This is a genomic window from Synechococcus sp. R55.3 (genome assembly GCF_047461975.1).
Lineage (GTDB): Bacteria > Cyanobacteriota > Cyanobacteriia > Thermostichales > Thermostichaceae > Thermostichus.
This window is the reverse complement of sequence record NZ_JANSIG010000010.1, coordinates 41,757-52,350: the sequence shown is the minus strand read 5'-3', so window position 1 is coordinate 52,350 and position 10,594 is coordinate 41,757. Positions and strand designations below refer to the sequence as shown.

Annotated in this window: 12 protein-coding genes; 6 read left to right on the top strand and 6 right to left on the bottom strand. The window is 58.4% G+C overall.

Annotated elements, in window-relative coordinates; genetic code table 11:
• Positions 1–81 precede the first annotated feature (81 nt).
• Positions 82–705 carry a TMEM165/GDT1 family protein gene (locus NW849_RS02990; protein ID WP_414355842.1) on the bottom strand — a complete coding sequence of 208 codons (624 nt, stop codon included), beginning with the start codon at positions 703–705 and terminating at the stop codon, positions 82–84.
• Positions 706–1,096: 391 nt separating this feature from the next.
• Between NW849_RS02990 and NW849_RS02985 the strand changes: the two genes are divergently transcribed.
• From NW849_RS02985 to NW849_RS02975, 3 genes are all read left to right on the top strand, one after another.
• Entirely contained in the window at positions 1,097–1,219 is a 123-nt protein-coding gene (locus tag NW849_RS02985) for a hypothetical protein (protein ID WP_011429573.1), read from the top strand.
• Positions 1,220–1,242: 23 nt separating this feature from the next.
• Positions 1,243–1,644 carry a YraN family protein gene (locus NW849_RS02980; RefSeq protein WP_414355841.1) on the top strand — a complete coding sequence of 134 codons (402 nt, stop codon included), beginning with the start codon at positions 1,243–1,245 and terminating at the stop codon, positions 1,642–1,644.
• A 299-nt stretch (positions 1,645–1,943) separates the two neighbouring features.
• Positions 1,944–2,171: a hypothetical protein gene (locus NW849_RS02975; RefSeq protein WP_414352028.1), complete on the top strand. Its 228-nt coding sequence runs from the start codon at positions 1,944–1,946 to the stop codon at positions 2,169–2,171.
• Here NW849_RS02975 and NW849_RS02970 read toward each other — a convergent pair.
• The 3 genes from NW849_RS02970 to NW849_RS02960 form a co-directional block, all read right to left on the bottom strand.
• Complete coding sequence (locus NW849_RS02970; RefSeq protein WP_011429576.1) at positions 2,168–2,710, bottom strand: NYN domain-containing protein; 543 nt, start codon at positions 2,708–2,710, stop codon at positions 2,168–2,170. The two genes, NW849_RS02975 and NW849_RS02970, sit on opposite strands and share 4 nt — an antisense overlap.
• Before the next feature lie 131 nt (positions 2,711–2,841).
• Positions 2,842–3,552 carry a class I SAM-dependent methyltransferase gene (locus NW849_RS02965; RefSeq protein WP_011429577.1) on the bottom strand — a complete coding sequence of 237 codons (711 nt, stop codon included), beginning with the start codon at positions 3,550–3,552 and terminating at the stop codon, positions 2,842–2,844.
• A gap of 49 nt (positions 3,553–3,601) precedes the next feature.
• A complete protein-coding gene (locus NW849_RS02960; protein ID WP_414355840.1) occupies positions 3,602–4,549 on the bottom strand; it encodes a sugar phosphate nucleotidyltransferase in 948 nt (315 codons plus the stop codon).
• Positions 4,550–4,977: 428 nt separating this feature from the next.
• On the opposite strand from NW849_RS02960, the gene NW849_RS02955 reads away from it, so the two are divergent.
• The 3 genes from NW849_RS02955 to NW849_RS02945 all read left to right on the top strand — a co-directional run bounded on the left by NW849_RS02955 (position 4,978) and on the right by NW849_RS02945 (position 7,674).
• Positions 4,978–5,841, top strand: a complete 864-nt coding sequence (locus NW849_RS02955; protein WP_414355839.1) for an ABC transporter substrate-binding protein — start codon at positions 4,978–4,980, stop codon at positions 5,839–5,841.
• A complete protein-coding gene (locus NW849_RS02950; RefSeq protein WP_414355838.1) occupies positions 5,838–6,659 on the top strand; it encodes an amino acid ABC transporter permease in 822 nt (273 codons plus the stop codon). The genes NW849_RS02955 and NW849_RS02950 overlap by 4 nt, the downstream gene beginning before the upstream one ends.
• A 91-nt stretch (positions 6,660–6,750) precedes the next feature.
• Positions 6,751–7,674 carry an NAD(+) kinase gene (locus NW849_RS02945; protein ID WP_414355837.1) on the top strand — a complete coding sequence of 308 codons (924 nt, stop codon included), beginning with the start codon at positions 6,751–6,753 and terminating at the stop codon, positions 7,672–7,674.
• 14 nt (positions 7,675–7,688) lie between these two features.
• Here the strand turns inward: NW849_RS02945 and NW849_RS02940 are convergent, their stop codons facing one another.
• On the bottom strand, positions 7,689–8,828 hold the full coding sequence (locus NW849_RS02940) for a glucose-6-phosphate dehydrogenase assembly protein OpcA (protein ID WP_414355836.1): 1,140 nt from the start codon (positions 8,826–8,828) through the stop codon (positions 7,689–7,691).
• Positions 8,829–8,958: 130 nt separating this feature from the next.
• Positions 8,959–10,557 carry a glucose-6-phosphate isomerase gene (locus tag NW849_RS02935; protein ID WP_414355835.1) on the bottom strand — a complete coding sequence of 533 codons (1,599 nt, stop codon included), beginning with the start codon at positions 10,555–10,557 and terminating at the stop codon, positions 8,959–8,961.
• Positions 10,558–10,594 lie beyond the last annotated feature (37 nt).

Genomic DNA, 10,594 nt, shown 5'->3' with positions numbered 1-10,594 from the left:
GTTCTATCATAACTTCCGCATTCCTCCCGACACTGACCCTACGGGTACAGTGCGGGGCTCCTGCGATTTCTAGCTGATCCCTCATCCTGCCAACTCCCAACCGGTCAGCAACGCAAACACCAGAAATAAGCCGCCCCCCACCCAATGCACGGCGCGTTCAGAGATGTGAGCTGCTAAAAAACGACCTCCCACCACCGCCAGCCCCACCATCAGCCCATGGCCAAGGGTAGCCCCTGCCCATACACTCAATCCCGGGTGGGTGGCCGCCAAGGAGACGGTGGCAATCTGGGTTTTATCCCCGAACTCGGCCAAGGCTGTCAAGCTAAAGGCTTCCCACACAATAGCCCAAGCACCGCCGCGGCCCGCCCCTTTTTCTTCTGCCTGCTCCACCAGCCTGAGGGCTTCTTCCTCTTCTTCTTTTTCCTGCTGGGGAGTCATCTTGTAAGCTTGCCAGAGCATTCTCAGCCCAAAAGCCGCAAAAACCCCAGCCGATAACACTCTCACGCCCAGGGGTGGCAGCAGCTTGAAAAGCACCTTCCCGGCCACCACCGCCAGCAAGGTCATCACGGCCAAAGCCAGCCACGTCCCCAAGAAAACCCAGCGGCGCGGGTGCCGCATAGCCAGAATCAGGGGGGTAAAAAAGGTTTTATCCCCAAACTCTGCTACCGTAACCAACAGCAAACTTGACGCAAAACCAGCCCACATCGTTTAGCCTCCAACCTCTCTTGTGTGTGGAATCGGTTCACACCTAGAGGTGAAGGCCGGGAAAGTCAGACGGACTCACCAAGCTCACCTCTGCGTGAACTCAGTGAAAGTCTCGTCACCAAAGCAGCCTGCCGGGCTTGCTTTGTCTCTTGCACCGGGCTGTTTTTAGCCAGTATGTCGATGCAGAGGGCGGTAAGCCGCCTGACTACTCCCTTTCCGTCTGAATGGTAGCATGCTGAGCTCCCAGTGGGAGTAGTTCATTTCCAATGGGATCCCCCAAGACTTGCTGTGCCTTGGCCGATATCAGTGCCGCGCATCGCTTACCAGAGGATTGTGAAGGAGCGGCAGGCTATTATGATCACGGTTGAGGAGAAAATCAGGGGAAAACCACGTGGATGCAAAGTTAGTCTTGGTGGGGGTTGCTCTTGTCCTCTCTCTGGCAAGTTTCTACTTCGGCACCCGCAATGGCTTTTACGACACCGACAAGTATCACGGCAATGGCTCTGCTCATTAGAGCCGGGCGCTGGTGATTTTTTTATGGATCCCTTGCCCAAAGGAGCTTCTCTCCAGAATACAGGCAACGTCGGCGAGGGCTGGGTGCGGCAATATCTCTGTCAGCAGGGCTGGCAGATCCTGGCCCAGCGGTGGCGCTGCCCTTGGGGCGAGCTGGATCTGGTTGCCCACAAAGCTGATGTGCTGATTTTCGTAGAGGTGAAAACCCGTAGCCCCGGTAGCTGGGATCGAGGCGGGCTTTTGGCGGTTGGGATCCCCAAGCAGCGACGCTTGATCCGGGCTGCCCAGGCCTTCTTGAGCCAGCATCCCCACCTCTCCGAGTTGTCCTGCCGTTTTGATGTTGCGCTGATAGAACGTCGGGCCTCCAGGGAAGGGGTAAGCTACGCTTTGGTTGACTACCTGCCAGCGGCTTTTGAGATTTGTTGAGGCAAGCTTATCCGAGATGCTGTGGGAGCTTATGGCCGTTTCAGGTTAGGTGAGATGCCTGGGCTGCTGAGACAAGCCCTCTAGCCCCGCGCATTATTGCTCTGCAACGCTATTGCTCCACAACCCTGACGCAGTGTCCTAGAGTGTCCTAGTTTGAATCAAAATAACTATAAAGCTGGGCCAGCCTCTCCGACTCATCTGAATACGAAGAACAGATGGAGCTTTCTGGGGTCATTCATCATCCTCACTAAGATCCGGCCTGGGGATCCCTTCATTGGCTCATGATTTTGGGAAACAGCATGAAAGCACATGAGTTCTGGGCCCGTACCGACAGCCAAGGTCAACTGATTTTGCCCATGAAGGCGCAGGAACAATTGCCCAAAAATCGAGTTGTGCGGGTGCTGGTGTTGGTGGATGAGCGGGAGCTGGCTCCGGCGGATCCTTCACAGGAGCAGTTGCCCACTGCCTCGCCAGATGAAGAGCATCTTTGGTATGGAGCTCCCACCGTTCCCTACGATGGCATTTAGCGCATGGGATCTTGGCCGGACAGCCGCCAGCGGTTTAGGCGTGAGAGGGTATCTGCATCCAAGTAGGCATCAATGCCCCGCTTGCTCGATAGCCGTTTTGGTTGGACGCGCCGGATCTGCTGCTGGGCCTGCTGCACTTCATCCCACAGTTGTTCTGCCGAGACCCATTCGGCGTTGTAGCCGCCAATCACCAACTGCTGGACACGATCGGAGGTAGCCACCCGTACCCGACACCCATCCCTCTGCAACTGGGCACACAGCCGTTCAATACAACTGTCGGCGGTCTCGCCATAGGAGGTATACAGGATCTCGATACCCGAAGGGGAGCGCTCTTGCCGGGCTGGAGTGGGTTGGGCGTAGGCATCGTACACCACGGTCGCCTGGTAGCCCCGGAAGGCCACATAGTTGGCCAAAGATTCCACCAAGCGCAGACGGGCCAATTCCATCAGGGAGCGACGCGCTAACTGGCTCAGGGTGGGCCAAGCTCCGATGATGTTGTAGCCATCAACCAAGAGGAAGGTGGGAGAGGAGGCTTGCATGGATGGCGGTGGATCCCTTGTCCGGGATCACACTTCTTCTTAATCTTTATCTTATTTTTAATCTTAGTACCCAGCCTTAAAGGTTACCCCACTACTCCGAATGCTCCGATACTTTCCCGGTTGTGAGCAGATCACGGTCTGCGCTGAATCCAATAGGTGGTGAACAGTTCGCCACTGGCCTGTTTCTGAATTTTGCCCCCCAAGGCTGCGATGCGCCGCTCCCACTCCGTTAGGGGGGTGAAAATCGGTTCGGTGCCTTTGAATAGCTCGATGAGGCCCCATTGTTCCGCCCACACCGAGTCGGGATTGACCACTTCAATAATCACAGGTGCAGCCGGTCGCAACACTCGCATCAACTCTGCCCAAACCGCGTCGAAGTACTCAATCGGGTAGTAGTACAAAAATCCGGTGGCAATGGCCAGATCAAATTGCTCCGACTCGTAGTTTTCCAAATGGTGGGCGGATCCCTGTTGCATTGACTTGAACAGCTTGGAGTTAAGCTGGGGTGCCCGCGAGCGAATAAAGCGCACAATCTCACCGCTCAGCTCATGGCCGTAAAAGTAGGCTTGCCAATCGTTCCAGGGATAGGTCAGGAAGCTTACCCCACAGCCCAAATCCAAACAGGCTTCCCGTTTTTTGGGGGCACGCAGTTGCCAAAAGGGGATCCCGAGGCGTTCTTGCAGGTGATCCCGCTGCTGGGCTTGCCAAAAAGGCAGTTGCTCCAGGTCTGGGGGAAGTTGCCAACCTGGCCGACCCAGTTGAATTTCCAGCTCCCGATTGAAGCGAGCAGCTACGGCAGCAAGGTAGGGATCCCAGCGTTCCCCGGTTTGTGGTAGCTCCATTTGCTGATGGCTTTGTCCTGGATGGTCGTGAACTTAACTTGCACTTAACCTACACTACCAGGACTCTCGGCCCGTAGGCTCCCGGCTGCAGGGATCCATTTACCCAGCTGTGGCTGCCGAGGATGGTGCCTGCCGGAATCTGAGCTTGGGATCCCAGCCGGGTGTGGGCGCCAATGTAGCAGGGGGCGTGCAGTTGAGCGCTGGGATGGATCTCAGCCGTTTTGTGCACCCATATCCCCGGCGCCTGTTGCTGCACATCTTCCAGGGGAAAATCCGTCATTCGGCCCAGAAGAATGTCCAGTTGGCCGTGGTAATAGCTGGCTGGCGTGCCCAGATCCCGCCAGTAGCCTGTGTGGAGATAAGCTTGCAGCCGGTGCCCTTGCCTGAGCAAATCGGGGAAGACACGCCGCTCGAAGCTGAGGGGATCCCCACTGGGGTAGTCTTTAAAAATGGCTGGATCCAAGACATAGGTGCCGGCGTTGATCGTGTCGGTGGTGAGGGTGAGGGCTTCTGCAGGGGTGGGTTTTTCCCGAAAAGATTGGATCTGGCCCCCTTCCCCAACTTCCACCAGGCCATAGGCGGTGATATCGTCCACGCGGGCGAGGGTGAGGGTGGCCATGGCCTTGCTCTGCACATGACATTGCATCAGCATCTGCAGATCCAGATCTGTGAGGATGTCGGCATTGAAGACCACCAAGGGATCCCCAGTGAAATAGGGCTGAGCCAGCACCAAAGCTCCTGCCGTATCCAAAGGCGTCTCTTCGGGAATGTAGCGGAGCTTCACCCCCAAAGCAGCGCCATCTCCCAGAGCAGCCTCAATTTGTTGGCCCAGATAACCCACGCTGAGCAAAATATCTGTCAGGCCGGCTCGGCGGCAGCGCCCGATCAGCCACTCCAAAAAGGGCACATCCAAAAGGGGCAACAAAGGCTTAGGCTGCAAAAAGGTAAAAGGCCGTAAGCGAGTTCCTTTCCCACCCGCCAAGATCACCGCTTGCATAACCACCCTCAACCCCGTTCTCTTCCAAAGATATTGACATCCTCTCCGCCCAATTGCTAAGGGGGATCCATTGGGTCGAGCCAAATGTTTTCTGCTACCCAGAACGTCGATTCTCCGTTGCCCACAGAGGGATACGGATTGCCCCCCCGGGCAACACAGCACGAGTCTTGATCGCAAGTCTCAGGGGATGCCTTTCTGGAGGAGATATTTCAATCTCAATTGGGATTCATAAGCTCAATCCTGAGACAGTTGATTTGCCTTTTTTAGAGCATGTTTGGAGAATTGCGACCCGCTCGCCCCAGTCGGGAATAGCCACCCAAAGCGGCAGTGTCAGGTGATACTACCTTGCAACGGGAATTGTGACAGCCTTGGATAGCTTGGATGGATTCCAATGGGTTTGCCCTTCACCTTCATCTGAGGTTTTGCCGATGTCTGTTTCTCGACGCCGATCCCTACAAGCCCTTTGCTTGACCCTGGCCGGATGCTGGGCTCTAGGCACACACCAGGGATCCCTGCTGGCCCAAGGTAGCGATTTGTTGGCTCAAGTTCAAGAGCGGGGGGTGCTCCGGATTTCCACCGACTCCAATTACCGTCCTCAGAGCTACCGCAACCCTGACGGCACTTGGGAAGGATTTGATGTGGATGTGGCGCGCGAGATTGCCAGGCGCTTGGGGGTAGAGGCTGAGTTTCTGGATATCAACTTCGATGTCATCACCGCCGGATCTTGGAATGGCCGCTGGGATGTCAATGTCGGGTCGATGACCGTGACTGCCGAGCGCCAGAAAGCTCTGCTGTTTACCATTCCCTACTACTACACCCCCGCCAGCTTCGTGGTCCACCAAGCCTCGACCCTGACCGATATCGCCGCCTTGGAAGGAAAGCGAGTTGGGGTGGGCACCGCCACCACCTATCAAGCCTACCTGGAGGGCAACCTCACCCTGGAAGGAGAGACCATCCAAGTTCCAGCCCCGCGGGTGGACATTCGCATCTACGACACCGATAGCCTGGCTCTGCAGGACTTGGCACTGGGGGATGGCACCCGCTTGGATGCAGTCTTGACGGCTTTGCCGACGGCTGAAAATGCCATTCGGGAAGGACTGCCCCTGAAAACTCTGGGGGATCCGGTCTACTATGAAGCCTTGGCTGTGGCCTTGGATCGCTCCAGCCCTGCCCCTTCCGAGAGCTTGCAAGCCAAAATTAACGAAATCTTAGAATCCATGCATGCGGACGGCACGCTAACAGCCCTCTCGAAGCGGTATTACGGCATTGATCTGACGAAAAAAGCTGAGTGAGCAAAAACTCTATCCCACTGGAGCAGCCCATTTACCCACCGCCCCGGATTCGAAAAGGGATCCCGTTCCCGGTGGCCCAGGGGTTGTGGTTGGTTTTGTGGCTGCTGTTGTTGGTGTTCACCTTCAGCGGGGTACAGTTGGAGTTGGCCGGGATCCCCATCCGTACCTTGCGTCTCAACGGCAACTTTGTGCGCGAGTGGTGGTGGTTCATCTCGCAAGGGGTGGGCACTACTTTTCAACTGTCCTTGGTCTCCATCCTCTGTGCCACCACCTTGGCCTTTTTGTCGGCACTGGCGGGCCTCTCCCAGATTGCCCCTCTGAGCAGCCTCTCCGCTCTGTATGTCTCGTTGATGCGAGGCACACCTCTATTTCTGCAGTTTTTGTTCATCTACCAGGCTTTGCCGCAACTGGGCCTGGTGTTCGGCTCGTTTACTTCGGCGGTGCTGGCCTTGAGCCTGAACTATGGCGCCTACATGAGCGAGATCTTCCGGGCCGGGATCCAAGCCATTCCCGTCGGGCAGCGGGAAGCCGCCTATGCCCTAGGGCTTAAGCCTTGGCAAACCCTATGGTGCATCATTTTGCCGCAAGCTTTTCGAATTGTCTTACCGGACATTGGCAACCAATTCATCGCCATGCAGAAAGACACTGCCCTGGCCAGCGCCATTGCTTTGCAGGAGTTGATGGGCCGGGCTCGACAGGCGGGTTTGCCGCGCCAACATTTTTTTGAGGCTTTGGTGGTGGCAGCGCTGTGGTACTGGCTGCTGACGTTAATCTTGTCATTTTTCCAGGGACGCTTGGAACGGTACCTGGCCCGCTAGAGGAGCGCAGAAATTGGGGAATGGATCACCTGGCCAGCAGAAGGGCCTGCAGAACTGATAGAGTTTTGGCACCTCTGCCTTCCCATTGCCCATGACCAAGCCCAAAGCCGGGATCCTCTACAACGACGCCAAACCCGCCGCCAAACGCAGCAGCGAAACCCTAGCCCGCTGGTTTCAGGAGCAGGGCTGGGAAGTCTGTGTGGCCCCCAACTGGGGCGGTATCCTCGGCTATGCCAAGCCCGACAGCCCCATCTGCCTGACCAGAGTAGATAGCCTGGCCCCGGCTGGATTTGATCAAACCATGAAGTTTGCAGTGGTGTTGGGGGGAGATGGCACCGTCTTGGCAGCAGCGCGGCAACTGGCCCCCAAAGGGATCCCCCTGTTGGCGGTGAACACGGGCCACCTGGGCTTTCTGACGGAGACCTACCTTTCTCATCTAGAGGAGGCAGCCAGCGCCGCCATTGCCGGGGAATACACCCTGGATCGCCGCAGCATGTTGCTGGTGCAAGCCTACCGAGGGCAGGAATTGCGCTGGGAGGTCTTGAGCTTAAACGAGATGGTGCTGCACCGCGAGCCTTTGACCAGCATGTGCCATTTCGAGATCACCATCGGGGATCACTCACCTCTGGATGTGGCTGCCGACGGAGTGATTTTGGCTACTCCCACCGGCTCGACGGCTTATGCCCTCTCGGCGGGTGGGCCGGTGATCACACCGGGGGTGCCGGTTTTGCAGTTGATCCCCATCTGCCCCCATTCCATGGCCTCGCGGGCCTTGGTCTTTCCCGATTCGGAGGAGGTGTGGATTAGCCCCGTTACCCCTCAGCCGCTGGTTTTGGTGGTGGATGGGAATGCCGGCTGCTATATCATGCCGGAAGACCAGATTCGGGTGGTACGTGCCCCCTATTGGACGGATTTGATGCGCCTGCGCCGACCGGAATTTTTCCGCGTTATGCGCGAGAAATTGGGGTGGGGACTGCCCCATGCTTCCAAGCCCACGTCGGTGGAGCTGCCTTGAAACAGAAGCGGATCTCAGCTTTTGCCCAGCTTCAGCATCTGATCCACCACCCCTAGGGTTTCTTCGTAGAGGTAGTCGGGACCAAGCCGCTGCAACTCGGCAGCCAGCAGGGTGTCGAGGGAGTCCTGCTCCAGGGGAGCCACCTGGCGAATCACGCACCTCTGAGCGCCCCCCATGGCTTCCATGCGCATACACCCTGTGGTTTCGGAGCACAGCACGGTACAGGCGTCGGCTTCCTGGTTGCTGGAGGTGAGGCGCAGCCCGATGAGATCCCCCGGCTGGCTGATTTCCGAGGCCAAGGGCACAGCCGCCAGTTCTGCCATCACCTCGCCGCCCCTTTGGGTTTGCAAGCGGATACGGTCGATCTGGTAATCGTGCTCCTGAGCCTGAACCCGCTCTGTGGGAGTCCACCCCAGGCGACTGGCCAGCCAGCCCAGGAAGAGGAACGCCTGGCAGGGATTGCCGGCTTTGTAGTCGAGGTTCACACGATCCACAAGGTAGAGGGACTCTCGCCGGTCGGGAGGGTCGAAGGCTTGGGCGGTGAGTTCCTGCCAGGGCAGCAGCCGCCGCCAGTTGAGATCCCCGCAGTGGCGGCCCTCGCTCAGCAAGAGGTGGATTTCTTGCAGATCTTCTTCTGGATTGACAAAGCCCCGCGAATCGACAATGACCCGATTGCTCAGGGCCACCAATTTTTGAAACAGCAAGCTGTTCAGATCCAGATCCCCCTGCCACCACAAAAAGGTGGGCAAGTTGGGGATCAGCAGCGAGGCGACCGTGCTGCAGGCCCGCACAAAGGCCGATTCGGGCGCTTTCAGGGTGATGTATTCGCAACAGACCAACGAGCTGCGCTGCTCGCGGGTCACCGGGCAATAGGCGGCCACCTGGGCCTCGATGGCATCGTCTGGGGATCCCTCTCGTTTGGCGCGCAGGTCAATGACGCGACAGGGGTTCTGGGTGGCGATGGCTTCGACGGTGGGGGAAGGCAGCAACAGCGCATCGTCCAGAGATTCGTACACCACCAGGGTAAAGGTGGCAGCGCGGGCGGCAACGCTCTCTCCTTTGGAAGACCAGATCTTGTTCAGCTCCTGCTCAATATCTTCGATGGAGACATCTTTCGGGGTTTGTAGGGGCAGGACGGCAGCAGATTGATCCATAGTCTCCTCCTGGAGTGGACTCTTGCTCGATTCTAGGCAGGGGGGTCGGCTGGCCGGGAAGGGCTTAAGGCGAGGTACAGATTGACCAACTCAAGCCTGCTCTCCGCACTTGCTCCAGGAAACTCGAGGCTCAAGCAGGCCGAGGCTGGATGCTCAGCTCCAGGGGGCGGGCGGGATCCCCTGTCAACAGGACTCCGCGGCCATTGGCGTGTAGGTGCCGCACAATCCAGTACAGGGTTTCTATGCGCTCCGGGCAGCCCAGTTGCTTCGCCAGTTGGGGCAAAGTCAGGGATCCCTGGTGCTCCTGCACCGTCTCTAGCAATCGCCGTTGCAGCTCCAAGACAGCGCTGGCGGCTTTCTTGCCTGCTTCCACCCCCGGTTGATGGTAAGCGTTGATCTGGATTAGGGAGGCGTAGAGGCCCACGGCTCGCTCGTAGAGGGCAATCAAGGCCCCCACCGAGCGGGCATCTACCCGTGGCAGCGTCACGGTAATGGAGTCGCGACCGTTTTCGTAGAGGGCCTGGCGGGTGCCCTGCAGCAGGCCGTTCAGGTAGTCGCCACTGGTCACCTGCGGCTCCACGAAGGGGGAAGGGATCCCAGGCTCCCGATCCTGAAGCACCTCGATGAAGGTGACAAAGAAGTTGTTCAAGCCATCCCGCAACTGCTGGACGTAGGCATGTTGGTCGGTGGTGCCCTTGTTGCCGTAAACGGCGATGCCCTGCTCCACACGGTTGCCGTTTAGATCGTGGGATTTGCCCAGGGATTCCATCACCAACTGTTGTAAGTAACGGCTAAACAGCAGCAGGCGATCCTTGTAGGGCAAAACCACCATGTCTTTGCGCCCTTGGCCTTGACCGACGATGTACCAGGCCATGGCCAGCAGAGCGGCGGGATTGCGCTCCAGGTGGGGCAGGCGGGTGGCCTCATCCATGGTGGCTGCCCCGGCCAGCAAAGCCCGGATATCGATGCCCTGCAACGCTGCCGGCAACAGGCCCACCGGGGACGTTTCGGAGGTGCGCCCCCCCACCCAGTCGAAGATGGGGAAGACCTCCAACCACCCCTCCTGCCGCGCCTGCTGCTCCAATTGGCTGCCGGGGCCGGTGATGGCCACCGCATGGGCAGAAAAAGGGATCCCAGCCTTTTGGTAGGCCAGCTTCACCTCCACCAAGCCATTGCGGGGCTCTGGGGTGCCGCCGGATTTGGAGGTGGTGATCACCAGGGTTTGCCCCAGTTTGTTGGCCAGCCGCCCCAGCACCCGGTCAAACCCGTCGGGATCCGTGTTGTCGATGAAGTGGATGTTCAGGGGGGGGTGCAGCGGAGCCAGGGCCTCCGCCACAAATTGCGGCCCCAGAGCTGAGCCGCCAATGCCGATGCAGAGCAGCTCGGTGAACCGTCCCCCCCCGCTGGCCGGGATGGTTCCGCGATGGATCTTTTCGGCAAAGGTTTCCACTCGCTCAATGGAATCCTGAATGGCCTGCCGGATTTCAGGGGTGGGAGCCAGCTCGGGCGCCCGCAGCCAATAGTGGCCCACCTGGCGGCCTTCGTCGGGGTTGGCAATGGCTCCTGCCTCCAAAGCCTGCATATCGGCAAAAGCCTGGGCAAAGCGAGGCCGTAGCGCTTCCACCTGAGGGGGAGTGAAACGGATGCGGCTGATATCGACGAAAATCTCCAGGCCGGGATGGTAGTAAAGCCAATCGCAGTAGCGCTGCCAGAGTTGGAGGCTGTCCATGGGATCCCTTTTGCCGAAATCCCTAACCAGCTTACCA